The organism is Aquipseudomonas guryensis, from assembly GCF_014164785.1.
Lineage (GTDB): Bacteria > Pseudomonadota > Gammaproteobacteria > Pseudomonadales > Pseudomonadaceae > Aquipseudomonas > Aquipseudomonas guryensis.
The window spans coordinates 132,120-156,739 of sequence record NZ_JACJFN010000001.1 but is presented as its reverse complement, the minus strand read 5'-3'; the positions used below and the strand labels follow the sequence as shown (position 1 = coordinate 156,739).

Sequence of the window (24,620 nt, the reverse complement as noted above, 5' to 3'; positions counted from 1 at the left end):
CTTGGTCGGCGGCAGGCCGGGGAAACGAGGTGTTGGCGAACGCAGGGAGTTAGCCGCGCAGTCGTGGACTGACCAGGCGCAGGCAGGCGTGTTGGCGCAACAGAATGAGGGTGTGGGAGTTGTTCATGGCTCAACCCTACCGGCAGAGGTTAAAGCTGGCAAGGCTTGCCGAAAAAACGCTGATTAAATGCTGATAAATGCGAATAGGGAAAAAATATTGCTCAATTTTGCTTGCTGCTTGGGTTTGGTTGCGTGGCTACTTTGGGCTTTATCAGGGCGTGAACGCGCCGATAAAAATGGCTGGGTCGACCCGCGCATCGTTCAGGCTGACGTTCCAGTGCAGGTGCGGGCCGGTGGCGCGGCCGGTGCTGCCGACCTTGCCGAGCAGGCCGCCGCGCGGCAGCTCTTGGCCGAGTTGTACGTCCACCGCTGACAAGTGGCAGAACATGCTGATCAGACCCTGGCCGTGGTCAATGAACACGGTCTTGCCGTTGAAGAAGTAGTCGCCGATCAGAATTACCTTGCCGGCCGCCGGCGCCTTGATCGGCGTGCCGGTTTTGGCCGCAAAGTCCAGGCCGGAGTGTGGGTTGCGTTCCTCGCCATTGAAAAAACGGCGCAGGCCGAAGGGGCTGGAGAGCGGGCCGGCGACTGGCTTATCGAACAGCAGGTTGCTCGGCTGGCGTGGGCTGAACTGCTGGTAGGCGGCGGTCTGCTCGGCCAGTTCGCGCTCGATGCGCTTGAGGTTGGCCGGGTTGGGGTTGACCTGCTCGGGGTTCTTCAGGGTGATGCGCTGCTCGCGGTAGTGCTTGCTGCCGATCTGGAACTCCACCGCCTGACCGTCGACCAGGGCTTGCGCCGTGCCGGGCTGGCTGGTCAGTGGCAGGCCGATGATGGCGATCCACTGCTGGCCGTCTTCCTTGACCGTCAGCACTGACTTGCCCTGGAAGCGCACCTGCGGCGCGCTGGCCTTGCTGCCCAGTTGCAGCACGGCGACACCGCCCGGCACCGGCTTGTGCAGCAGGCGGCTGATGAAGCCTTCGGCGTGGACGGGCAGGGCGAGGCAGAGCAGCAGGAGGGCAAGCAGGCGCATGAATGGCAGTCCGGCGTAGGGTGGATGGCGCGTTACCTATCCACCGTGGAGTTAATCGAGCAGCGACAGGGTCACCGGCGTCAGGTGATTGTCTTCCACCCGCACCACCAGCTCGCCTTCACCGAGCCTGGCCTTGAGGCGCTGGCCGGGTTGGGTCTGCGCAGCGTTACGGATGGCCTGGCCGCGTTCGTCGAGAAGGATGCTGTAGCCGCGGCCGAGGGTGGCCAGCGGGCTGACGATATGCAGGTTCTGCATCAGGCCTTCGAGTTTCTGCCGACGCTCGCGCAGTTGGCCGAGGGCGGCGCGCGGCAGACGTGCGGCCAGGCTGTCCAGGCGCTGGCGCAGCAGGGCCAGGCTGCGCCCCGGGTGCTGGGCGGCCAGGCGGGTATCCAGGCGCGCCAGGCGTTCGCGGCGGTTGTGCAGTTGCTGGGTAAAGGCGCGGCGCAGGCGCATGTCCAGGTCGTCGAGGCGCTGTGCCTGCTGGCGCAGGCGTTCGCCAGGGTGGCGCAGGCGCCGGGCCATGCCGTCCAGGCGCAGGCGATCGTGGGCCAGGCGACCCTGCATGCGCAGCAGCAGGCGGCGCTTGAGGTTGTCCAGGCGGTGGCGCAGGTCGCTGCTGTCCGGCGCCAGCAGTTCGGCGGCGGCGGAGGGCGTTGGCGCGCGTACGTCGGCAACGAAGTCGCTGATCGACACATCGGTCTCGTGGCCGACGGCGCTGACGATAGGCGTTTGGCAGGCGGCCACGGCGCGGGCCACGGCCTCCTCGTTGAAGCACCAGAGGTCTTCCAGCGAGCCGCCGCCACGGGCCAGGATCAGCGCGTCGAAACCCTGGGTGTCGGCCAGCTGCAGGGCGCGGACGATCTGCGCGGTGGCTTCGCGGCCCTGCACGGCGGTGGGGATCAGGGTCAGCGCCACCTGCGGCGCGCGACGGCGGAACACGCTGATGATGTCGCGGATCACCGCGCCGGTCGGCGAGCTGACGATGCCGATGCGCTGCGGATGGGCGGGCAGGGCGACTTTGCTCTCGGCGCTGAACAGGCCTTCGCCGGCGAGCTTTTCCTTCAGCGCCTCGAAGGCCAGGCGCAGGGCGCCGTCACCGGCCGGCTCGACGCTGTCGAGGATCAGCTGATAGTCGCCGCGCCCCTCGAACAGCGAGACCTTGCCGCGCACCTTGACCGCCAGGCCATCGCGCAGGTCCTGGCGCACGCGGCTGGCGTTCTGCCGGAACAGTGCGCAGCGCACCTGCGCCTGGCTATCTTTAAGGGTGAAATAGAGATGCCCGGACGCCGGCTTGGCCAGGTTGGAGATTTCGCCTTCGACCCAGACCTGCGCGAACACGTCCTCCAGCAATAGCCGCGCGCGGTTGTTGAGCTGGCTGACGCTGAGCACATCACGGTCGAGGCCGAGGCGTTGGAACGGGTCGTTGATCATGGCGGCATGATAAAGGCTTTGCCGGGCCGGCCATAGGTCGACGGCGTTGACCGCCGCGCAGCAGTCGCTAAGCTGCGCGCCTTTGAGTGAGAGGCGGAGCCTGCCATGAGCGAGAACCAGGCGATTATCGTGCCGCGCATTTCCAGCTTTCCCGGCCATGAGGGTCGGGCGCGGGTGATCCTGCGCTGGCTGGCGCAGCTGAATGTCATCGAGGAGCAGCCGAGCACCTGCGGGCGCAGCTTCAATCGCATGGCCTATGCCATCGCCCCTGGCGCGCGCCGGGTGGTCGAGCAGCCGCAGCTGTTGCCTTTCGGCCAGCCGATCAACGGCCTGGAGGTGGTGAGCAAGCGCTGCATCTATACCCCGACCGAGGATTTCGCCGAGGAAGCGGGCTGTCCCGAGTGTCGTCAGGAGATAGGCGAGGCGCTGTTCGACAGCCTGGAAGAGTGGATGCCCGGACAGACCGACAACTTCCGTTGCCCACAATGCGGCCACGAAGACGACATCAACGGCTTCCTGTTCCTGCAGCCCTGCGCCTTCTCCAATCTGGGCTTCATCTTCAACAACTGGAGCGCGGCGAGCTTCAAGCAGGGCTTTCTAGACGAGTTTGCCGAGCGTCTCGGTTATCCGGTTGCGCTGGTGCGGGTTGTGCTTTGAGCGTCGGGCGATGAGTGTGCACGGCTAAGAACCTGTTTACGATCTTCTGAATTAGAGCCAGACAAGGCGCTACGTAGTAACAGCCTTCGGCTGGTCAAAACGCCGAGGAAGCGCAGTTTACGAGCTGTAAATGAGCATGACTCGTTGCACTCGCCCTTCGGGTCGCGCTGAAGCGCGTTAGCCGTAAACGGCTTCCGAGGCCGTTTTTAACGCGGTATGGCCGCGAGTCAGGAGATCGTAAGCAGGTTCTAAGTCATTCTTTGCATTGAGTGAGTGGTGCCTGCTGGGTATAATGGCGCGCTTCCAATTTTCCCTCCCGGGAGCCCCCGCCATGCTGCGTATCAGTCAAGAAGCCCTGACCTTCGACGACGTTCTTCTTATTCCAGGTTATTCCGAAGTTCTGCCCAAGGATGTGAGTCTCAAGACTCGCCTGACCCGTGGCATCGAGCTGAATATCCCGCTGTTGTCAGCAGCCATGGACACCGTCACCGAAGCGCGCCTGGCCATCGCCATGGCTCAGGAAGGCGGCATCGGCATCATCCACAAGAACATGACCGTCGAGCAGCAGGCTGCCGAAGTGCGCAAGGTCAAGAAGTTCGAGGCTGGCGTGGTCAAGGACCCGATCACCATCGAGGCCGACGCCACCGTGCGCGACCTGTTCGACCTGACTCGCCAGCACAACATCTCCGGCGTGCCGGTACTGAGCAACGGCGACCTGGTCGGCATCGTCACTTCCCGCGATGTGCGTTTCGAAAATCGTCTGGATGCCCTGGTGCGCGACGTGATGACGCCGAAAGAGCGTCTGGTCACGGTCAAGGAAGGCGCTACCAAGGAAGTCGTGCGCGACCTGCTGCACAAACACCGTATCGAGAAAGTCCTGATCGTCGATGACGCCTTCAACCTGAAGGGCATGATGACCGTCAAGGACATCGAAAAAGCCAAGGCCTACCCGCTGGCCAGCAAGGACGACCAGGCCCGCCTGCGCGTCGGTGCTGCTGTCGGCACCGGCGCCGACACCGCCGACCGTGTAGCGGCGCTGGTTGCCGCTGGCGTTGACGTGATCATCGTCGACACCGCCCACGGCCACTCCAAGGGCGTGATCGACCGCGTGCGCTGGGTCAAGCAGACCTTCCCGGAAGTCCAGGTGATCGGCGGCAACATCGCCACCGGTGACGCCGCCAAGGCGCTGGTCGAAGCCGGTGCCGATGGCGTCAAGGTCGGTATCGGCCCAGGCTCAATCTGCACCACGCGCATCGTCGCCGGTGTCGGCGTACCGCAGATTTCCGCCGTGGCTAACGTCGCCGCCGCATTGGCTGGCACCGGAGTGCCGTTGATCGCCGATGGTGGCATCCGTTTCTCCGGTGACCTGTCCAAGGCCATCGTCGCTGGCGCCTCCGCCGTGATGATCGGCTCGATGCTGGCCGGTACCGAAGAAGCCCCGGGCGAAGTCGAACTGTTCCAGGGCCGCTCCTACAAGGCCTACCGCGGCATGGGCTCGCTGGGCGCGATGGCGCAGGCGCAAGGCTCGTCCGACCGTTACTTCCAGGACTCCTCGGCCGGTGCCGAGAAGCTGGTGCCGGAAGGCATCGAAGGCCGCGTGCCGTACAAAGGCGCGATGAGCGCCATCGTCCACCAGTTGATGGGCGGCCTGCGTGCCTCCATGGGCTACACCGGCTGCGCGACCGTCGAGGAAATGCGCACCAAGCCGGAGTTTGTGCGCATCACCGGCGCCGGCATGGCCGAGTCGCACGTGCACGACGTACAGATCACCAAGGAAGCCCCGAACTACCGCGTGGGTTAATCCACTGCAATGAATCGACATGGGGCTGACTGATCAGCCCCTTGTCATTTGTGAATTCCGCTACGAGAGACGGCCATGGCTCACCCTGACATTCACGCCCACCGCATCCTGATTCTGGACTTCGGTTCCCAGTACACCCAGCTGATCGCCCGCCGCGTGCGCGAGATCGGTGTGTATTGCGAAATCCACCCGTTCGACATGGAGAACGAGGCGATCCGCGCTTTCGCCCCGCGCGGTGTGATCCTCGCCGGTGGCCCGGAGTCGGTGCACGAAGCCGGCAGCCCGCGCGCGCCGCAAGCGGTGTTCGACCTCAATGTGCCGATCTTCGGCATCTGCTACGGCATGCAGACCATGTCCGAGCAGCTCGGCGGCAAGGTCCAGGGTTCCGACCTGCGTGAGTTCGGCTACGCCCGCGTTGACGTGGTCGGCAAGAGCCGCCTGCTCGACGGCATCGAAGACCATGTCGACACCGATGGCGTGTTCGGTCTCGATGTATGGATGAGCCACGGCGACAAGGTCACCGAAATCCCGGCCGGCTTCCACATTCTCGCCAGCACCCCGAGCTGCCCGATCGCCGCCATGGCCGACGACGTACGCGGCTACTACGGCGTGCAGTTCCACCCGGAAGTGACCCACACCAAGCAGGGCGGGCGCATTCTTTCGCGCTTCATCCTCGACATCTGCGGCTGTGCGGCGCTGTGGACCCCGGCCAATATCGTCGAAGACGCCATCGCCACCGTACGTGCCCAGGTCGGTTCGGCCAAGGTGCTACTGGGCCTGTCCGGCGGCGTCGATTCCTCGGTGGTCGCGGCGCTGCTGCACAAGGCCATCGGCGATCAGCTGACCTGCGTGTTCGTCGACAATGGCCTGCTGCGCCTGCACGAAGGTGACCAGGTGATGGCCATGTTCGCCGAGAACATGGGCGTCAAGGTAATCCGCGCCAACGCCGAAGAGCTGTTCCTCGGTCGTCTGGCTGGCGTCAGCGACCCGGAGCAGAAGCGCAAGATCATCGGTGCCAGCTTCATCGAAGTATTCGATCAGGAAGCCACCAAGCTGCAGGACGTGAAGTTCCTCGCCCAGGGCACCATCTACCCGGACGTGATCGAGTCGGCTGGCGCCAAGACCGGCAAGGCCCACGTGATCAAGAGCCACCACAACGTTGGCGGCCTGCCGGAAGACATGCAGTTCAAGCTGGTCGAGCCGCTGCGTGAACTGTTCAAGGACGAAGTGCGCAAGATCGGCCTGGAGCTGGGCCTGCCCTACGACATGGTCTATCGCCACCCGTTCCCGGGCCCGGGCCTGGGCGTGCGCATCCTCGGCGAAGTGAAGAAGGAATACGCCGACCTGCTGCGTCGCGCCGACCACATCTTCCTCGAAGAGCTGCGCAACTTCGACTGGTACCACAAGACCAGCCAGGCCTTCGTGGTGTTCCAGCCGGTGAAATCGGTCGGTGTGGTCGGTGACGGCCGTCGCTACGCCTGGGTCGTCGCCCTGCGCGCCGTGGAAACCATCGACTTCATGACCGCCCGCTGGGCTCACTTGCCTTACGAGCTGCTGGAGAAGGTCTCCAACCGCATCATCAACGAGATCGAAGGCATCTCCCGCGTCACCTATGACGTGTCGAGCAAGCCGCCAGCGACCATCGAGTGGGAGTGATCCCGTAGGGCCAGAAAGGGCAGCGTGAGCTGCCCTTTTTGCTGCCTGGGATTATTCGCCGTGAAGCTCAGACTAGGGAGCTAGATACCGATTCCGTCTAACGTGGGAGGCTGCGCGCCATAAGCTAAAAGGAGAGTACCTTCGACGGTGAGGTAATGAGCATGGCCACCCATATCGATTGGCGTCTGCGCGGTCCCGGCGTGGATCTGTGCAACTGCGACTTTGGCTGTCCCTGCCAGTTCAATGCGCCGCCCACACACGGCAAGTGCGAGGCGGCGGTCGGCTTTCACATAGTCGAGGGGCATTTCGGCGACACCTCGCTGGCTGACCTGCATGTGGCCTGCACCTTCGCCTGGCCGGGACCGATCCACGAAGGGCAGGGGCAATGCCAGGCCTTCATCGACGAGCGGGCCAGCGAGCTGCAGCGCCAGGCGCTGCTGACCATCTTGAGCGGCCAGGAGCAGGAGCCCACGGCGTTCTTCGCCATCTTTGCCAGCACGGTGACGACCATGCACGCACCGCAGTTCGTACCGGTCGAGGTGCGTACCGATCGTGCCGCGCTGACCGCCAGCATCCGTGTGCCGGGCGCCATTGATGGGCGGGTCGAGCCGATCCGCAATCCCATGGATGGCTCGCCGCACCGGGCCAAGGTGGTGTTGCCGGAAGGTTTCGAGTTCGCTGAGGCCGATTGCGCCAGCGCCAGCTTCAACACGGCGGGCGCTATAGCTCTGGACTATGCCGGTACCAACGCCATGCTCTACGACCTGCACATGGGCCCCAGTGGCATCATTCGCGCCTAGCCGGGTCGACTGGGGCGCCTGGGTCGCGGCCGGCGGCGTGCTGTCGTTCGCTGCACTGGCCTGGAACTGGACGGCGCGCGAGGCGGAGCGCATGGCGGCCATGGGCGAGATGCGCATGCCGCCAACCGACTGGCTATCCCTGCAGGGGCTTTTTGCATTCGGTATGTGGCTGGCGATGATGCAGGCCATGATGCTGCCGGCGGCCCTGCCGATGATCCTGCTCTATCGCCGCTGCCTGCTGCGGGATCCTCTGCGTGTGGCGAAATTGTGGCTGTTTTGCGCGGCCTACGTGCTGATGTGGACGGGCTTTGCCCTGCTCATGAGTGGGCTGCAGGCGCTCGGCGAATACCTTGGCGTGCTCAACCCGATGAGCCTGCGCCTACCGCCGGCGCTGGGTGCCGCGGCCCTGCTGTTGGCCGGGCTGTACCAACTGAGCCAGGCCAAGGCCGCCTGCCTGAGCCACTGCCAGAGCCCGCTGGGTTTTCTGCAGCATCATGCCCGTCCAGGCCTGGCTGGCGCCTGGTTCACCGGCCTGCATCACGGTCTGTACTGCCTGGGTTGTTGCTGGGCGCTGATGTTGCTCCTGCTGGTAGTGGGGGCCATGAGCCTGTGGGGCATGGCGTTGCTCAGCCTGCTGGTGCTGGCAGAGAAGCTGCTGCCGCTGGGCATCGGCTGGCGGCGCTTTAGCGGGGGGCTACTGCTCAGCGGCGGGCTGCTGCTCTGGTTCGCCTAGGGGCTGCGACATCGCAGCGTTCGACTTTGTCGTGGGTGGGCGAATAAAATGAGGCTGCTTCCCATTTGCTCCGCGCGCGGCTGTTTTGCCTGGCCGACGCGGCGTGCCGTTCCTCCTAGGTGATCGATGAAATTGACTCGCAGACAGGTGCTCGCCGGCCTGGTTGGCCTCGGTGTGGCCGGCTTCGGCGCCGGTGGCGTGCGCTACTGGCTGGGGCGCCCGGAAAATGCCGCGAGTCATGACTATGAGCTGATCGCCGCACCGCTCGACCTGGAGCTGGTGCCGGGGCATAAGACCCCGGCCTGGGCCTACGGCGGCCAGGCGCCGGGCCTGGAGTTGCGCTGCCGCCAGGGTGAGCGTCTGCGCGTGCGTTTCATCAACAAGCTGGAGGTATCCACCACCATCCACTGGCACGGCATCCGCCTGCCACTGGAAATGGATGGCGTGCCCTATGTCTCGCAGTTGCCGGTATTGCCGGGTGAGTACTTCGACTACGACTTCATCACCCCGGATGCCGGCAGCTACTGGTACCACCCGCACACCGCCAGCAGCGAGCAGCTCGGTCGCGGCCTGGTTGGCCCGCTGATCGTCGAGGAGCGTGAGCCGAGCGGCTTCGTTCATGAGCGCACGCTGTGCCTGAAAAGCTGGCATGTGGACGAGCAGGGCGCTTTCACCGATTTCAGCGTGCCGCGCGAAGCGGCGCGCGAAGGCACCCGCGGGCGCCTGTCGAGCATCAATGGCGTGTCGCTGCCGACCCTGGAGCTGCCGGCCGGGCAGGTAGTGCGTCTGCGTCTGATCAATGTCGACAGCACCATCACCTATCGCCTCAACCTGCCGGGTGCCGAGTCGCGCATCTACGCGCTGGATGGCAACCCGGTGGCGCCGCGCCCGCTGGGCAAGGACTACTGGCTGGGTCCTGGCATGCGTCTGGATCTGGCGCTCAGGGTGCCGGCCGCTGGCACTGAGCTGTCGCTGCGCAACGGCCCGTTGCGTCTGGCGACCCTGAAAAGCGTGGCCAGTGCCCAGGCGGCCGGCGACTGGCCGCCGGCGCTGCCGGCCAATCCGGTCGCCGAGCCGGACTTGAGTCAGGCCGAAACCCTGCGTTTCAACTTCGAATGGGCGGCCCTGCTGGCCAGCCCGAATCAGGCAGGCCCTGCGCGCTACTGGCAGATCAACGGCCAGGCCTGGGATATCGATGACAAGGCCTGTGCCGACCGGCCCATCGCCACCCTGAAGAAAGATGGCCACTACATCTTCGTACTGCGCAACATGGCCCAGTACCAGCACCCGATTCACCTGCATGGCATGACCTTCAAGGTGCTCGACTCCGATCGCCGCGATATCGTTCCGTATTTCACCGACACCTACCTGCTGGGCAAGAACGAGACGGCGCGCATCGCTTTCGTCGCCGATAATCCGGGGGTGTGGATGTTCCATTGCCATGTCATCGACCATATGGAAACCGGCCTGATGGCCGCGATTGCTGTGGTTTAAGGAAAGCTGATGCGCCAGATCAAGATCATCGACCGCAGCCAGGACGAGCGCTTTATGCGCGAGGCCCTGGCCCTGGCCAGCGAAGGCGCAGCGCTCGGCGAAGTGCCAGTGGGCGCGGTGCTGGTGCAGGATGGCGAGGTCATCGGCCGTGGCTTCAACTGCCCGATCTCCACCCATGATCCCAGCGCCCATGCCGAGATGGTGGCGATCCGCGCCGCGGCCCTTGGTCTGCGCAACTACCGCCTGCCGGGCAGCACCCTGTACGTCACCCTGGAGCCGTGCAGCATGTGCGCCGGGCTGATCGTCCATTCGCGCATTGCCCGCATCGTCTACGGCGCTACCGAGCCCAAGGCCGGCGTGGCGGTCAGTCGTGGGCAGTTCTTCAATCAGGATTTTCTCAACCACCGGGTGCTGGTCGAGGGCGGCTTGCTGGCGGAGGAGTGTGGGGCTGTGCTCAGCGCCTTCTTCAAGGCCCGCCGCGCGTAGCCCGGATGCAATCCGGGAAATCACCTCGCAGGGCAACCCCGGATTGCATCCGGGCTACGCGTAGCATCAGAGCTGCGTGGAGTCTTCCGGCGGAATGGTCTTGTTCACGCCCGGTACGTGGAAGCCGCTTTCGGCCATCTGCGTGCCTTCAAGTTGCGGCTGGGTCACCCAGTTGAGGATGTCGTAGTAGCGGCGAATGTTGCGCACGAAGTGCACGGTTTCGCCGCCGCGCGCATAGCCGTAGCGGGTCTTGCTGTACCACTGCTTCTGCGCCAGGCGCGGCAGCATCTTCTGCACATCCAGCCACTTGTTTGGGTTCAGCCCTTCGGCCTTGGCCAGCTTGCGCGCATCCCCCAGGTGGGCGATGCCGATGTTGTAGGCGGCCAGGGCGAACCAGGTGCGATCCGGCTCTTCCAGGTCTTCGGCCAGGCCACTGTGGATCAGCGCCAGGTACTTGCCGCCACCCATGATGCTTTGTCGGGGGTCCAGCCGATTGGCCACACCCATGGCCTGGGCTGTGCCTTGGGTCAGCATCATCAAGCCGCGCACGCCGGTCTTCGAGGTGGCGTCGGGCTGCCACAGCGACTCCTGATAGCCGACGGCAGCCAGCAGGCGCCAGTCGATCTTGTGCTTCTCCGCAGCCTGTTTGAAGTGCTGCTCGTAGCGCGGCAGGCGCTGCTGCAGGTGCTTGGCGAAGGTGTAGGCGCCGACGTAGCCGAGTACATCGACATGCCCGTAGTAGCGCTGCTTGAGGCGCTGCAGGCTACCGTTTTCCTCGACCAGGGCGAGGAAGTGGTTGACCTCCACCAGCAGGCTGTCGTCCGTGCCGTTGGCCACCGCCCAGCCCAGGTTGCGCGCGTCTCCCAGGTCGAAGGCCACGCGCACGTTGGGGAAGTACACCTGGTTCATCGCCAGCTCGTTGGAGTCGACCAGGGTCAGGTCGATTTGTCCTTCGTCGACCATGCGCAGCAGGTCGACCACTTCGACGGCCGAGGATTCTTCATATTTCAGTTCGGGCAGCGTGGCTTGCAGTTGCGCCAGCTGTTCGGCATGGCTGCTGCCTTGCAGCACCAGAATGCGCTTGCCGACCAGGTCCTCGGGGCGCGAGGGGCGTGGCTGACCATTGCGGTAGATGACTTGCGGGGTGACTTGCAGGTAGGCCTGGGAGAACTGCGCCTGGCTCTTGCGTCCCTCGCTGTCGACCAGACCAGCGGCTGCCAGCACCGGGCCATCGGTCTGGTTGAGACGGCTGAACAGGTCGTCGAGATTGTCGGCGGTTTCGATCTGCAGCTTCACACCGAGGTTTTCGGCGAAGCGCTTGACCAGTTCGTACTCGAAACCGGTCTCGCCATTGCGGTCCTGGAAATAGGTGGCCGGGCTGTTGCGGGTGACCACCCGTAGTGCTCCCTCCTCCTGTACACGCTCGAGGGTGCTGGGCTGTTTGGCGACTTCGCCATCGCCATCACAGCCCGCGAGCAGCAGGGGGATTGCAATCGCCAGCAGCCAGGCGGCCGTACGGATGCGCAACGCAATTTGGACAAGCATCGGCGCAGTATACGCAAAGCCTGGGGGGCGCCATATATCGACAGTCGGCAGTGGCTCTGCTAGGCGCTGCGCGGTCTGCGCCGATTTGTCGGTGATTTTGCCGTCCGGCGGCAGGCTGTAACCTGGCTGCATGCGCACGGGTGCCGTCGGCTGGCGCTTTAGGCTAGAATGCACGGCCTCAAAGCACACCCCTTCCCAGAGGCTGTTCACGATGTTGATCCTGCGCGGCGCGCCCGCTCTTTCCGCTTTCCGTCACGGCAAATTGCTCGAGCAACTGACCGCCCAGGTCCCCGCTGTGACCGGTCTGTACGCCGAGTTCGCGCATTTTGCCGACGTTACCGGTGTGCTCACCGCCGACGAAGAGCAAGTCCTGGCCCGTCTGCTGCAATACGGCCCGAGTGTGCCGGTGCAGGAGCCGAGCGGCCGCCTGTTCCTCACCATTCCGCGTTTCGGCACCATTTCGCCCTGGTCGAGCAAGGCCAGCGACATCGCCCGTAACTGTGGTCTGGCGAAGATCCAGCGCCTGGAGCGCGGTATCGCCTATTACGTCGCCGGTGAACTGTCTGCCGCCGATATTCAGGCTGCGGCCAGCGTGCTGCATGACCGCATGACCCAGCTGGTGCTGGGTGCCATGGAAGAGGCCTCCGGCCTGTTCAGCCATGCCCAGCCCAAGCCGCTGACCGCGGTGGACGTGCTCGGTGGTGGCCGTGCGGCCCTGGAGCAAGCCAACGTCCAGCTCGGCCTGGCCCTGGCCGAAGACGAAATCGACTACCTGGTGAAGAGTTTCACCGAGCTGGGGCGCAACCCGCACGACATCGAACTGATGATGTTCGCCCAGGCCAACTCCGAGCACTGCCGCCACAAGATTTTCAACGCCAGCTGGGACATCGACGGCCAGAGCCAGGAAAAATCCCTGTTCGGCATGATCAAGAACACCTATGAGCTGCACCGCGAAGGCGTGCTGTCGGCTTACAAGGACAACGCCTCGGTCATCGTCGGCCACCCGGCCGGACGCTTCTTCCCCAATCCTGAGACCCGCGAGTACGCCGCGACCCAGGAGCCGGTGCATATCCTGATGAAGGTGGAGACGCACAACCACCCGACCGCCATCGCCCCATTCCCCGGCGCCTCCACTGGCTCCGGCGGCGAGATCCGCGACGAAGGCGCTACCGGCCGTGGTGCCAAACCGAAGGCCGGTTTGACCGGTTTCACCGTGTCCAACCTGCAGATCCCCGGTTTCCAGCAGCCCTGGGAAATGCCATACGGCAAGCCCGATCGCATCGTTACCGCGCTGGACATCATGATCGAAGGCCCGCTAGGCGGCGCCGCGTTCAACAACGAATTCGGTCGTCCGGCGCTGACCGGCTACTTCCGTACTTTCGAACAGGCGGTGAACAGCCCGCGCGGCGAAGAGGTGCGCGGCTACCACAAGCCGATCATGCTCGCCGGCGGCATGGGCAACATCCGTGAAGATCATGTGCAGAAAGGTGAGATCTCGGTCGGCGCCAAGCTGATCGTGCTCGGTGGCCCAGCCATGCTCATCGGTCTGGGTGGCGGCGCCGCCTCCTCCATGGCCACCGGCGCCAGCTCCGCCGATCTGGACTTCGCCTCGGTGCAGCGCGACAACCCGGAAATGGAGCGTCGTTGCCAGGAAGTCATCGACCGTTGCTGGCAGCTGGGCGAGCACAACCCGATCAAGTTCATCCACGACGTCGGCGCTGGCGGCATCTCCAACGCCCTGCCGGAACTGATCAACGACGGCGGCCGTGGCGGTCGCTTCGAACTGCGCGCGGTACCCAACGACGAGCCGGGCATGGCCCCGCACGAAATCTGGTGCAACGAGTCGCAGGAGCGCTATGTCATGTCGGTGGATGCCGCCGACTTCGAGCGCTTCAAGGCCATCTGCGAGCGCGAGCGCTGCCCATTCGCCGTAGTCGGCGAGGCCACCGCCGAGCCGCACCTGACCGTCAACGACAGCCACTTCGGCAACAAGCCGGTGGACATGCCGCTCGAAGTGCTGCTCGGCAAGCCGCCGCGCATGCACCGCAGCGTCACCCGTGAAGCCGAACAGGGCGATGATTTCAGCGCTGCCAGCGTCGATATCGACGAAGCCGTCACTCGCGTGCTGCATCACCCGGCCGTGGCCAGTAAGAGCTTCCTGATCACCATCGGCGACCGCACCATCACCGGCCTGGTTGCCCGCGACCAGATGGTTGGCCCGTGGCAGGTACCGGTGGCCGACTGCGCCGTGACCGCCACCAGCTTCGATGTCTACACCGGTGAGGCCATGGCCATGGGCGAGCGCACCCCGCTGGCCCTGCTCGACGCTCCGGCCTCGGGGCGCATGGCGGTTGGCGAGACCATCACCAACCTGGCCGCGTCGCGCATCGAGAAGCTGTCCGATATCAAACTGTCTGCCAACTGGATGGCTGCTGCCGGCCACCCGGGCGAAGACGCGCGCCTGTACGACACCGTGAAAGCGGTCGGCATGGAGCTGTGCCCGGCACTCGGTATCACCATCCCGGTGGGCAAGGATTCGATGTCGATGAAGACCCGCTGGCAGGAAGAGGGCCAGGAGAAATCCGTGACCTCGCCGCTGTCGCTGGTGGTCACCGGCTTCGCCCCGGTCGCCGACATTCGCCAGACCCTGACCCCGCAGCTGCGTCTGGACAAGGGCGAGACCGACCTGATCCTGATCGACCTGGGTCGCGGACAGAACCGCATGGGTGGCTCTATCCTCGCCCAAACCTACGGCAAGCTCGGCCAGAGCGTGCCGGATGTCGATGATGCCGAAGACCTCAAAGCCTTCTTCGCCGTGATCCAGGGCCTTAATGCTGACGGTCACCTGCTGGCCTACCACGACCGTTCCGACGGCGGTCTGCTGACCACTGCGCTGGAGATGGCCTTTGCCGGCCATTGCGGTCTTAGCCTGTTCCTCGATGCCCTGGCCGACGACAGCTCCGAGCTGGCCGCCGTGCTGTTCAACGAAGAACTCGGCGCGGTGATCCAGGTGCATCAGGATGCCTCCCCGGAAGTGCTGGCGCAGTTCAGCGCCGCCGGCCTGGGGGATTGCGTGGCGGTGATCGGCCAGCCGATCAACGGCAGCGACGTGGCCATCAGCTTCAATGGCGAGCCGGTGTTCGGCGGCCAGCGTCGCCTGTTGCAGCGCCAGTGGGCCGAGACCAGCTACCAGATCCAGCGCATGCGCGATAACGCCAGCTGCGCCGAGCAGGAATTCGACAATATCCTCGACGAGGACAATCCAGGCCTGTCGACCAAGCTCAGCTTCGACGTCAATCAGGACATCGCTGCGCCTTACATCAAGAAGGGCGTGCGTCCGCAAATCGCCGTGCTGCGCGAGCAGGGCGTCAACGGCCAGGTGGAAATGGCGGCAGCCTTCGACCGCGCCGGCTTCGCCGCGGTCGACGTGCACATGAGCGACATCCTCAGTGGTCGCGTCAGCCTGGAACAGTTCAAAGGCCTGGTGGCCTGCGGCGGCTTCTCCTACGGCGACGTACTGGGTGCCGGTGAGGGCTGGGCCAAGTCGGTGCTGTTCAACAGCCGTGCCCGCGATGCCTTCCAGGGCTTCTTCGAGCGCAAGGACAGCTTCGCTCTCGGCGTGTGCAACGGCTGCCAGATGATGAGCAACCTGCACGAGCTGATCCCGGGCACCGAGTTCTGGCCGCACTTCGTGCGCAACCGTTCCGAGCAGTTCGAGGCGCGCGTGGCCATGGTTCAGGTGCAGGAGTCGGCGTCGATCTTCCTGCGTGGCATGGCTGGTTCGCGCATGCCGATCGCCATCGCCCACGGTGAAGGGCATGCCGAGTTCGAGAGCGAGGAAGCCCTGCTCGAGGCGGATCTGTCCGGCACCGTGGCGCTGCGCTTCGTCGACAACTACGGCAAGGTCAGCGAAGCCTACCCGGCCAACCCCAACGGCTCGCCGCGCGGGATCACCGGGCTGTGCAGCCGTGACGGCCGCGTGACCATCATGATGCCGCACCCGGAGCGGGTGTTCCGCGCCGTGCAGAACTCCTGGAAGCCAGACGATTGGCAGGAAGATGCTGGCTGGCTGCGCATGTTCCGCAACGCCCGCGTCTGGGTGGACTAACAGCGGGCCGCTTGCGGCCCTTCTGATGACCCTCTCCCATTCTTTGTTCATGAAGCGTGGGAGAGGGTGGCCGAAGGGCGGGAGAGGGCAGTAGTGTCAGACTCCGAACACCCCACCCTCATTCTCCCCGAAGTCCGCCAGGTCAAACCCGGCGAGACTCATTTGCTTTGCCGCTGCGGGCGTTCGTCCGCGCTTCCCGACTGCTCTTCTTTTTGCCCGGAGGCCCTGCGCCTCGAGCCTGTGCGCGAGCAACGCCTGCTGCTGTGCCGCTGTGGTCGATCACAGCGCTTGCCTTATTGCGACGGCAGTCATAATCCGCCGGTTGATGGCTTGCGGGCGCGCTGGCGACGTTTTAGCTCAGGGTGATTAAGCATTGCTTGCTTATAGCTAATTGCTCTAATCAGGAAATGGACTATCCCCTTTCCCAGTACTCCAATGCAGAGTTGCAAACTGTGCCACGCAAGCGAGATAAGGCAAAATGCCATTATCACTATGGCAGGGTGGGTTTCAGTGCTGTGAAGCTCCCGTATTCGTCGATGTGCCTTGGAGAAGCCGATGTACAAGCTGTGTTTCTATGTGCCGGAAAGCCATCTGGATCCGGTCAAGCTAGCGGTTTTTGCCGCGGGCGGCGGGCGTATCGGCAAGTACGACAGCTGCTGCTGGCAGACCCTGGGGCAGGGGCAGTACCGTCCGCTGGAAGGCAGCGAGCCTTTCCTCGGTGTGCAGGGTCAGGTGCAGCAGGTGGCCGAGTGGAAAGTCGAACTGGTGGTGGCTGATGAGCTGCTGCATGACGCGGTCAAGGCGATGAAAAAAGCCCATCCCTACGAAACTCCGGCTTTCGAGGTGTGGCGGCTTTCCGACCTGCAGTTTTAATACGCAGCGATATAAACAAAGCCCCTACTTGCATTGGCAGGTAGGGGCTTTGTGGTCTTTACCTGGCGGAAATGCTGATTCGCGAGACATCTGCCGCGACGTTCGGGCGCATATCGATGGTGCCGCAGGTGGTGCTGGAACTCGCCCCAGGCCTGGGGCGATCAGCTTCTCGATCGCAGCTTGTGCGAGGTCGACAGACTGACGTCGAGTTCCATTGCCAGGCCGAGGCCTCTGGGAGTCTTGCCGGCGCGCAACAGCGCCTCAGGGGCGGATTTCGATCAGCGTGCCGTCCTGCACCAGGCGCCACACCTCGCGCATATCGACATTACGCATGGCGATGCAGCCTTCGGTCCAGTCGAGTGTGTGGAAATACCACTCGGGATATTCGTCATCCAGCGGCGTGCCATGGATCATGATCATGCCGCCTGCAGGTACGCCTTTCTTGCGCGCGTTGGCACTGTCGCGGGCGTTGGGGTAGGAGATGTGCATGGACAGATTGAACTTCTCACTGGTCTTGCGCCAGTCGATCCAGTAGAAGCCTTCCGGCGTGCGGCTGTCACCTTCGCGCAGCTTGGGGCCCTTGGGCTCTTTGCCCAGCGATACGCGATAGGACTTGAGCACTTCACCACGCCCCATCAGGTGCAGTTTGCGCTCGGACTTGACCACCAGCACCTTGTCGATCGACTTGCCTTGCAGGGTCGGGGCTGTGGAGGCGTTGGCCAAGCCGATGAGGGTGAAACAGAGGGTGGCGAGCAACCAGCGCATTGCGATATTCCAAAGTGTTTCCGAGGCCTGAGCGAACAGGTTGTTATAGGGCGAGAGTCTGCCTATGCCGGCGCCGATGTTCAATCATCCGGGGATTGTCGGTAGTGCCATTGGGCCAGCAGCCAGCGGTTCCGTGTGTTGCCGGGTGAATAAGGTCGACAGGCACGCTGCGCGCCTGTTCTGATTGCGGCTCATGACTACAGAAGGATGGGTTCATGGCTGAGCTTCAGTTTCTTCGGCACCTGAGCCTGGCGCCAGGCCAGCACCCGGTGGGTCGCCTGCACTTGAGCGCAGCCAGTGCGTTGGTGCGTTGTGCGGGCCAGCTGTATGTGGTGGCGGATGATGAGCTGCATCTGGGTGTCTTCGCCGAGGGTGATGCGGCGCCGGGGCAGCTGCTGCGCCTGTTCGCCGGTGAGCTGGCCGAGGGGAAGGCCGAGCGCAAGGCGCAGAAGCCGGATCTGGAAACCCTGGCGCTGCTGCCAGCCATGCCCGGCTATCCGCACGGCGCATTGCTGGCCCTGGGTTCGGGCTCCAAGCCTAATCGCCAGCAGGCCGTGTTGCTGATGCTGGATGCGCGGGGCGCGGTGCAGGGTGCGCCACGCCGGATCGACCTGGGCGCGCTGTACCAGCCTCTACACGCACAGTTCGCCGACCTGAATATCGAAGGCGCTTTCCTCTTGGGCGAGCATTTCATCCTCTTGCAGCGCGGTAACCAGGGGCAGGCGGCGAATGCAGCCGTACGCTTTGCCTGGTCGGCGCTGCAGGCCTGGCTGCTGGGCGAGCGCGGTGAGGTACCGATGCCGGAAACCGTGGAGTCCCTGGCGCTGGGGGAGCTGCAGGGCGTGGCTTTGGGCTTTACCGATGGTGCGGCGCTGGCCGACGGGCGCTGGCTGTTCAGTGCGGTGGCGGAGAATACGACGGACAGCTATCGCGATGGCGCCTGCCTGGGTGCCATCATCGGCCTCGTCGAAGCCGATGGCCAGATACGCCGGCTGGCCACTCTGGATGCGCAGTGGAAAGTCGAGGGGCTCGCCGTGCAGCAGCGTGGCGAGCGAGTGTTGCTGAGCCTGGTCACCGATGCCGATGACCCGCAGATTGCCGCCAGCCTGCTGGAGTTGGAGCTGGATTTACCAGGCTGATTCGGCCTACTTGGACAGCAGCAAGGCCAGCTCGTCGACCCTTTCTGCCCAGTCCGAATCGTTGCTCAGGGCCTCGCGAATAAACGCCGCCTGGGATTCGTTCCAGAACGGCGCCTGTGCCAGGCCCAGGCCTTCGGGCAGATGATGGTCGCGGATAAATGACTCGATACCGGCCTTGCCGGCCGGCAGGCCGAGTTGCTTGAACAGGGTGCTCAGGCTGTGGTCGCTGGTGTCCATCTGTGCTCCTTTCGGGCGCGGGGCCGTTGCTGGATAACAAGCAAGGACTATAGCTGCCGACGCGCTACTCAGCTGCGTGGGCGCAGTGCGGCGATGCCCTCATTGCGGATCGGATAAACCTGCTCGCGGCGATCGGCGAAGTAGCATTTCAGGGTGCGACCGACGGTCGGGAAGGCCAGCTCCTGCCAGGGGATTTCATGCTCGTGGAACAGTTGCACTTCCAGGCTTTCCTCGCCAGCGGCGAAGTCCAGATCAACCAGTTCGGCCCGGAAGAACACGTACAGTTGGCTGATGTGCGGCAGGTCGAACAAGGTGTACAGATTCAGCTCGCGCACCCGTGCGCAGGCTTCCTCGCTGGTCTCGCGGGCCGCGGCCTGTTCCAGGGTCTCGCCGTTTTCCATGAAGCCGGCCGGCAGGGTCCAGAAACCACGGCGCGGTTCGATGGCGCGACGGCACAGCAGCACCTGCTCGCCCCATACTGGCAGGCAGCCGGCGACGATGCGCGGGTTCTGGTAGTGGATGGTTTGGCACTGCGGGCAGACGAAGCGCAGGCGGTTGTCGCCGAGCGGAATGCGCTGTTCCACCGGGTTGCCACAGTGACTGCAAAAATTCATGCCGGCTCCTTTCTTCAGTGACCCCATCTTCGCGCTACAGGAGGGCTACCGGCAAGTTGTCCCGTCGGGGCAGGGCTTGGGCGGCCCCCGGCTTTCATGCCATCATGCCGGTTAGAAAAAAAGACCGAGAATGAGCCATGCTCGACGAGCTGCTCCACCGTGTGCGCAGCCATACGCCACGCATTCTGGAGACCGACAAGCGCCTGCCCGAAGCCGCCGTGCTGTTGCCGCTGACCCGTAGCGACGAGCCGGAATTGGTGCTGACCCTGCGTGCCAGCGGCCTCTCCACCCACGGCGGCGAAGTTGCCTTCCCCGGTGGTCGCCGCGACCCGGAAGACCGCGACCTAATTCACACCGCCCTGCGCGAAGCCGAGGAAGAAGTCGGCCTGCCGCCGGGCCTGGTGGAGATGGTCGGCCCGCTCAGCCCGCTGGTCTCGCGCTTCGGCATCAAGGTCACGCCCTATGTCGGGGTGGTGCCGGACTTCGTCGAGTACCGCGCCAATGATGACGAGATCGCCGCGGTCTTTGCCGTGCCGCTGCGCTTCTTCTGCGACGACCCGCGCGAGGTCACCCATCGCATCGATTACGAAGGGCGCAGCTGGTATGTGCCCTGCTATCACTACGACAACTACAAGATCTGGGGGCTGACGGCGGTGATGATCGTCGAGCTGGTCAATCTGGTGTTCGATGCCGGCATCGACTTGAACCAGCCGCCGAAGTCCTCGGTCAAGATCATCCGTTTGTAAGGAGCCAACCATGAAGTACCGCCTGGGCGATGCCCGCGTCGACGCCCACCCCGACAGCTGGATCGCCCCCACGGCGGCAGTGATCGGCAAGGTGCGCTTGGAGCAGGGTGCCAGCGTCTGGTTCGGCGCGGTGCTGCGCGGCGACAACGAGCTGATCCATATCGGCGAGAACAGCAACGTGCAGGACGGCACTGTGATGCACACCGATATGGGCTTTCCGCTGACCCTGGGCAAGGGCGTCACCGTTGGCCACAATGTGATGATGCACGGCTGCACGGTTGGCGATTACAGCCTGATCGGCATCAATTCGGTAATCCTCAACGGCGCCAAAATCGGCAAGCACTGCATCATCGGCGCCAACAGCCTGATCGCCGAGGGTAAGGAGATTCCCGACGGCAGCCTGGTCATGGGTAGCCCGGGCAAGGTGGTGCGCGAGCTGACCGAACAGCAGAAGAAGATGCTTGAGGGTAGCGCCGCTCATTACGTGCACAACGCCCAGCGCTATGCCCGCGACCTGGTCGAGGATCAGGACTGATGGAACTCGAGCGTCCGGTCAAATCGCCCTGCGTGAGCATCTGCGCGCTGGATGAGCAGGACATCTGTACCGGCTGCCAGCGCACGGCAGACGAGATCACCCGCTGGGGGCGCATGGACAATGCCGAGCGCCGCCTGGTGCTGGCGCGTTGCGTCGAGCGCACTCGCGCCGCCGGGCAGTTTATCCAGCAGCCCGCCACCCACTGAATTCCCCTTTGCCTGTCTGACGAGGACTCCCGCATGCCCCGTATCGGTACCCCCCTGTCGCCGACCGCGACCCGTGTTCTGCTGTGTGGCTCTGGCGAGCTGGGCAAGGAAGTGGTGATTGAGTTGCAGCGCCTGGGCTGCGAGGTGATTGCCGTCGACCGCTATGCCAATGCCCCGGCCATGCAGGTGGCCCATCGCAGCCACGTCATCAGCATGCTCGACGGCGCTGCCCTGCGTGCGGTGATCGAGTTGGAGCAGCCGCATTACATCGTGCCGGAGATCGAGGCGATCGCCACCGATACCTTGGTCGAGCTGGAGGCCGAAGGCTTTACCGTGATTCCCAGTGCGCGCGCGGCCAAGCTGACCATGAACCGCGAAGGCATCCGTCGCCTGGCCGCCGAAGAGCTGGGCCTGCCAACATCGCCGTATTTCTTCGCCGACTCGCTGGAAGAGTGTCGCGCCGCGACCGAGAAGCTGGGCTTCCCCTGCCTGATCAAACCGATCATGAGTTCTTCCGGCAAGGGTCAGTCGGTGCTGAAGAGCGCCACCGACCTGCAGGCCGCCTGGGATTACGCCCAGGCTGGCGGGCGCGCTGGCAAGGGTAGAGTCATCGTGGAGGGTTTTATCGACTTCGACTACGAAATCGCCTTGCTCACCGTGCGCCACAGTGGCGGCACCACCTTCTGTGCGCCGGTGGGTCATCGCCAGGTCAAGGGTGATTACCAGGAATCCTGGCAGCCGCAGCCGATGAGCGCCAAGGCGCGGGCCGAGGCCGAGCGCATTGCCCTGGCGGTCACCGAATCGCTGGGCGGGCGTGGCCTGTTCGGCGTGGAGCTGTTCGTCAAGGGCGATCAGGTGTGGTTCTGCGAGATTTCCCCGCGGCCGCACGACACCGGGCTGGTCACCCTGATCTCCCAGGATCTGTCCGAATTCGCCCTGCATGCGCGGGCCATTCTCGGCCTGCCAATCCCGGCGATTCGCCAGCTGGGGCCGTCGGCGTCGGCGGTGATCCTGGTCGAAGGCGAGTCGCAGCAGGTCAGCTTCGCCAACCTCGGCGCGGCCCTGGCCGAGGCGGATACCGCCCTGCGCCTGTTCGGCAAGCCGGAAGTCAGCGGCCAGCGGCGCATGGGCGTGGCCCTGGCCCGCGATGAAAGCATCGACGCGGCCCGCGCCAAGGCCACTCGCGCGGCCCAGGCGGTACGCGTCGAACTGTGATGCGCCTGCGTGCGCTGGGCTGGTGGGGGCTGACTCTGGCCCTGCTGCCGGTGGTATTGCCACAGGCACTGTGGACGCGGCGTACGGCCTTGCGCCTGCTGCCCGCCGCGGGTGCCCAGAGTGGTCTGGTCGGCGCTGCTGACGCGCCACCGCTGCGCTTGCTGCTGCTTGGCGAGTCCACGGTGGCCGGTGTCGGGGTCGAGTTGCAGGAGGCGGCCCTGGCCGGGCAGCTGGCCCAGGCGCTGAGCGTGCGCCTGCAACGTCCGGTGGCCTGGCGGGCTTGCGGGGAGAATGGCATCACCGCCGCGCAGGCCTGTCAGCGGCTGTTGCCCCAGGTCTTGGCCGAGCCGGCGGATCTGGCTGTGCTGGTGTTCGGGGTGAATGACACCACGCACCTGAGTTCACTGCAGACCTGGGACGATTCCCTGCGCCAGCTGAGTCGCAGCCTGGCGGCGGGTGGTTGCCGTGTGGTGTTTACCGGTGTGCCGCCGATCGAGCATTTCAGTGCCTTGCCCTGGCTGCTGCGCAAGCTGCTGGGCTGGCGCGCGTCCCTGATGGATCGCCATCTGCGCCGGGTCTGCCTGGAAGAAGGGGTGGAGTATCAGGGTCTGGTGCTGGAGTTCGCCGCCGATTACCTGGCGCTCGATGGCTACCATCCCTCGGCGCTGGGCTATCGGGTGTGGGGTGAGGGATTGGCGCTCGGGCTTAGTGCCGCGCCCGGCCCGGCTGGGTCTGCCACAGCCGCACGCGTTTGACCCGGTTCTCGCTGGATTCGAGGATTTCCAGGCGGTAAGGGCCGATGCGCAGGCACACCGGGCAATCCGGGATGGTCTCCAGAGCTTCGGTGATCAGCCCGTTGAGGGTCTTCGGTCCTTCGCTGGGCAGGCGCCAGCCGAGACTCTTGTTGATTTCGCGGATATTCGCCGTGCCATCAATGATCTGGGTGCCGTCGGCCTGGGGCTGGATATCCGGATTGTGTTCGCCATCTTCATGGCTGAAGTCGCCGACTATCTCGTCGAGCAGATCCTCCAGAGTGACGATGCCCAGCACGTCGCCGTACTCGTCCACCACCAGGCCCAGGCGACGCTTTTCCTTCTGGAAGTTCACCAGTTGGGTTGCCAGTGGCGTGCCTTCGGGGATGAAGTAGGGTGGCTTGCAGCTTTCCAGCAGGGTCTGCTGGCTCAGCCGGTTCTGCGTCAGCAGGCTGGCCAGGCGACGCATATGCACGATGCCTTCGACCTGATTTATATCGCCACGGAACACCGGCAGACGCGTATGGCTGATGCCGCGCAGTTGCTCGACGATCTGTTCGAGCGAGTCATCCAGGTCGATGCCGATGACTTCGCTGCGCGGAATCATGATGTCATCGACCGTGACCTTCTCCAGCTCCAGCAGTTCGAGCAGGGCGTACTGACGCTGCTGGCGGGCTTCCTGGGCACTGAGGCTGCGCGGTTTGCGCCGCCGCTCACGGGTTGGTGCACCACGGGTGCGGGCGGCGCGACTGGTCAGACCGAGGTAGTGAGCCAGGTTGCCGCCGTACAGCAGCAGGGTGGCAGCGCCCAGCAGAGCCAAGGCACCAAGCGACCACATCCAGGGAGTGAGGGTCATGGGCGGCTCAGATATGCAGAATGAATTCGCGGACCAGCTTGCTGCCGAAGTACGCCAGCATCAGCAGGCAGAAGCCTGCCAGGGTCCAGCGGATGGCCTTGTGGCCGCGCCAACCCAGCTGGTGACGGCCCCACAGCAGCACGGCGAAGACCACCCAGGCGAAGCAGGAGAGGATGGTTTTGTGTGCCAAGTGCTGGGCGAACAGATTGTCGACGAACAGCCAGCCGGACAGCAGCGACAGCGAGAGCAGGCCCCAGCCAGCCCAGAGGAAGCCGAACAGCAGGCTTTCCATGGTTTGCAGTGGCGGGAAGTTCTTGATCAGCCCGGACGGATGCTTGTGCTTGAGCTGGTGATCCTGCAGCAGCAGAAGCAGGGCTTGAAACACCGCCATGGTCAGCAGGCCATAGGCTAGGATCGACAGAAGGATGTGGGCGAGAATGCCGGGACCTTCATTGATCGGGCTCAGCGTGCCAGTGGGCAGAAACTGCGCCAGCAGCACGGTCAGACAGCCCACGGGCAGCAGAACCAGCAGCAGGTTTTCCACCGGGATGCGCAGGCAGGCCAGCAGGGTCAGGAGGATCACCGCGTAGGCGATCAGGCTGGCGGCGCTGAAGAAGTCCAGGGTCAGCCCGGCGCTGGCATTTAACTGCAGGAACAGGCTGCTGCCATGACAGAGCAGGGCAACCAGTACCAGCAGTGCGAGCAGGGGCCGGTTCGGCGTTTCGCGCTTGGCCAGGCGCAGGCCTTGATAAACAGTGGCGCCGGCATACAGCGCGGCAGCAGCGAGGCTGGGCAGCAGAGGGTGCATAAGTCCTTGTAACGCAGGGCCCGAAAGGTCGTGAGTTTGGCATATAAGAAGCATTTCACGAAAGACCGCTGGC

At 64.4% G+C, this 24,620-nt stretch carries 23 protein-coding genes and 1 pseudogene; 16 read left to right on the top strand and 8 right to left on the bottom strand.

The window, feature by feature from the left end:
• Window positions 1–271: 271 nt before the first annotated feature.
• A complete protein-coding gene (locus tag H3H45_RS00715; protein ID WP_182831868.1) occupies window positions 272–1,090 on the bottom strand; it encodes a peptidoglycan DD-metalloendopeptidase family protein in 819 nt (272 codons plus the stop codon).
• 51 nt (window positions 1,091–1,141) lie between these two features.
• Window positions 1,142–2,521 carry an exodeoxyribonuclease VII large subunit gene (gene xseA / locus H3H45_RS00710; RefSeq protein ID WP_182831867.1) on the bottom strand — a complete coding sequence of 460 codons (1,380 nt, stop codon included), beginning with the start codon at window positions 2,519–2,521 and terminating at the stop codon, window positions 1,142–1,144.
• A 105-nt stretch (window positions 2,522–2,626) separates the two neighbouring features.
• Between xseA and H3H45_RS00705 the strand changes: the two genes are divergently transcribed.
• The 7 genes from H3H45_RS00705 to tadA all read left to right on the top strand — a co-directional run bounded on the left by H3H45_RS00705 (window position 2,627) and on the right by tadA (window position 10,148).
• Complete coding sequence (locus tag H3H45_RS00705) at window positions 2,627–3,178, top strand: sugar ABC transporter ATPase (RefSeq protein ID WP_182831866.1); 552 nt, start codon at window positions 2,627–2,629, stop codon at window positions 3,176–3,178.
• Window positions 3,179–3,509: 331 nt separating this feature from the next.
• Window positions 3,510–4,979: an IMP dehydrogenase gene (gene guaB / locus H3H45_RS00700; protein ID WP_182831865.1), complete on the top strand. Its 1,470-nt coding sequence runs from the start codon at window positions 3,510–3,512 to the stop codon at window positions 4,977–4,979.
• A gap of 75 nt (window positions 4,980–5,054) precedes the next feature.
• Window positions 5,055–6,635, top strand: a complete 1,581-nt coding sequence (gene guaA / locus H3H45_RS00695; RefSeq protein ID WP_182831864.1) for a glutamine-hydrolyzing GMP synthase — start codon at window positions 5,055–5,057, stop codon at window positions 6,633–6,635.
• Between the two features lie 161 nt (window positions 6,636–6,796).
• On the top strand, window positions 6,797–7,435 hold the full coding sequence (locus H3H45_RS00690; protein WP_182831863.1) for a DUF1326 domain-containing protein: 639 nt from the start codon (window positions 6,797–6,799) through the stop codon (window positions 7,433–7,435).
• Entirely contained in the window at window positions 7,416–8,168 is a 753-nt protein-coding gene (locus H3H45_RS00685; protein WP_328822205.1) for a DUF2182 domain-containing protein, read from the top strand. The genes H3H45_RS00690 and H3H45_RS00685 overlap by 20 nt, the downstream gene beginning before the upstream one ends.
• 126 nt (window positions 8,169–8,294) lie before the next feature.
• Complete coding sequence (locus tag H3H45_RS00680) at window positions 8,295–9,662, top strand: multicopper oxidase family protein (RefSeq protein ID WP_182831861.1); 1,368 nt, start codon at window positions 8,295–8,297, stop codon at window positions 9,660–9,662.
• 9 nt (window positions 9,663–9,671) lie between these two features.
• The gene (tadA, locus tag H3H45_RS00675) at window positions 9,672–10,148 is read left to right on the top strand and encodes a tRNA adenosine(34) deaminase TadA (RefSeq protein WP_182831860.1); all 477 of its coding nucleotides are present in this window, start codon (window positions 9,672–9,674) and stop codon (window positions 10,146–10,148) included.
• A 66-nt stretch (window positions 10,149–10,214) separates the two neighbouring features.
• On the opposite strand, the gene mltF is transcribed toward tadA, so the two are convergent.
• The gene (gene mltF / locus H3H45_RS00670; protein WP_182831859.1) at window positions 10,215–11,693 is read right to left on the bottom strand and encodes a membrane-bound lytic murein transglycosylase MltF; all 1,479 of its coding nucleotides are present in this window, start codon (window positions 11,691–11,693) and stop codon (window positions 10,215–10,217) included.
• 211 nt (window positions 11,694–11,904) lie between these two features.
• Between mltF and purL the strand changes: the two genes are divergently transcribed.
• The 3 genes from purL (at window position 11,905) to H3H45_RS00655 (ending at window position 16,674) form a co-directional block, all read left to right on the top strand.
• On the top strand, window positions 11,905–15,801 hold the full coding sequence (purL, locus tag H3H45_RS00665) for a phosphoribosylformylglycinamidine synthase (protein WP_182831858.1): 3,897 nt from the start codon (window positions 11,905–11,907) through the stop codon (window positions 15,799–15,801).
• Between the two features lie 66 nt (window positions 15,802–15,867).
• Entirely contained in the window at window positions 15,868–16,167 is a 300-nt protein-coding gene (locus H3H45_RS00660) for a CDGSH iron-sulfur domain-containing protein (RefSeq protein ID WP_328822203.1), read from the top strand.
• A gap of 189 nt (window positions 16,168–16,356) precedes the next feature.
• Entirely contained in the window at window positions 16,357–16,674 is a 318-nt protein-coding gene (locus H3H45_RS00655) for a Nif3-like dinuclear metal center hexameric protein (RefSeq protein WP_182831857.1), read from the top strand.
• 261 nt (window positions 16,675–16,935) lie between these two features.
• Here the strand turns inward: H3H45_RS00655 and H3H45_RS00650 are convergent, their stop codons facing one another.
• Window positions 16,936–17,439: a L,D-transpeptidase family protein gene (locus H3H45_RS00650; RefSeq protein ID WP_182831856.1), complete on the bottom strand. Its 504-nt coding sequence runs from the start codon at window positions 17,437–17,439 to the stop codon at window positions 16,936–16,938.
• A 215-nt stretch (window positions 17,440–17,654) separates the two neighbouring features.
• Between H3H45_RS00650 and H3H45_RS00645 the strand changes: the two genes are divergently transcribed.
• Window positions 17,655–18,578 (top strand): DUF6929 family protein, encoded by a 924-nt coding sequence (locus H3H45_RS00645; protein ID WP_182831855.1) that lies wholly within the window; start codon window positions 17,655–17,657, stop codon window positions 18,576–18,578.
• A 6-nt stretch (window positions 18,579–18,584) separates the two neighbouring features.
• On the opposite strand, the gene H3H45_RS00640 is transcribed toward H3H45_RS00645, so the two are convergent.
• Window positions 18,585–18,815 (bottom strand): DUF2789 domain-containing protein, encoded by a 231-nt coding sequence (locus H3H45_RS00640; RefSeq protein WP_182831854.1) that lies wholly within the window; start codon window positions 18,813–18,815, stop codon window positions 18,585–18,587.
• 68 nt (window positions 18,816–18,883) lie between these two features.
• Window positions 18,884–19,429, bottom strand: a complete 546-nt coding sequence (locus H3H45_RS00635; protein WP_182831853.1) for an NUDIX hydrolase — start codon at window positions 19,427–19,429, stop codon at window positions 18,884–18,886.
• A gap of 137 nt (window positions 19,430–19,566) precedes the next feature.
• On the opposite strand from H3H45_RS00635, the gene H3H45_RS00630 reads away from it, so the two are divergent.
• From H3H45_RS00630 to H3H45_RS00610, 5 genes are read left to right on the top strand one after another with little or no spacing between them, the layout of a single operon-like run.
• Entirely contained in the window at window positions 19,567–20,175 is a 609-nt protein-coding gene (locus tag H3H45_RS00630; RefSeq protein ID WP_182831852.1) for a CoA pyrophosphatase, read from the top strand.
• 10 nt (window positions 20,176–20,185) lie between these two features.
• Window positions 20,186–20,710 carry a gamma carbonic anhydrase family protein gene (locus H3H45_RS00625; protein WP_173209121.1) on the top strand — a complete coding sequence of 175 codons (525 nt, stop codon included), beginning with the start codon at window positions 20,186–20,188 and terminating at the stop codon, window positions 20,708–20,710.
• A complete protein-coding gene (locus H3H45_RS00620; protein ID WP_173209119.1) occupies window positions 20,710–20,916 on the top strand; it encodes a DUF1289 domain-containing protein in 207 nt (68 codons plus the stop codon). The genes H3H45_RS00625 and H3H45_RS00620 overlap by 1 nt, the downstream gene beginning before the upstream one ends.
• Before the next feature lie 33 nt (window positions 20,917–20,949).
• Window positions 20,950–22,131 (top strand): formate-dependent phosphoribosylglycinamide formyltransferase, encoded by a 1,182-nt coding sequence (gene purT / locus H3H45_RS00615; RefSeq protein WP_182831851.1) that lies wholly within the window; start codon window positions 20,950–20,952, stop codon window positions 22,129–22,131.
• Entirely contained in the window at window positions 22,131–22,886 is a 756-nt protein-coding gene (locus H3H45_RS00610; protein ID WP_182831850.1) for an SGNH/GDSL hydrolase family protein, read from the top strand. Before purT ends, H3H45_RS00610 begins: the two co-directional genes overlap by 1 nt.
• On the opposite strand, the pseudogene H3H45_RS00605 reads toward H3H45_RS00610, so the two are convergent.
• Window positions 22,837–23,547 (bottom strand): annotated as a pseudogene (locus H3H45_RS00605) (transporter associated domain-containing protein); the annotation flags it as partial. The gene H3H45_RS00610 and the pseudogene H3H45_RS00605 sit on opposite strands and share 50 nt — an antisense overlap.
• A gap of 199 nt (window positions 23,548–23,746) precedes the next feature.
• Window positions 23,747–24,547 carry a cytochrome C assembly family protein gene (locus tag H3H45_RS00600; protein ID WP_182831848.1) on the bottom strand — a complete coding sequence of 267 codons (801 nt, stop codon included), beginning with the start codon at window positions 24,545–24,547 and terminating at the stop codon, window positions 23,747–23,749.
• Window positions 24,548–24,620: the final 73 nt, after the last annotated feature.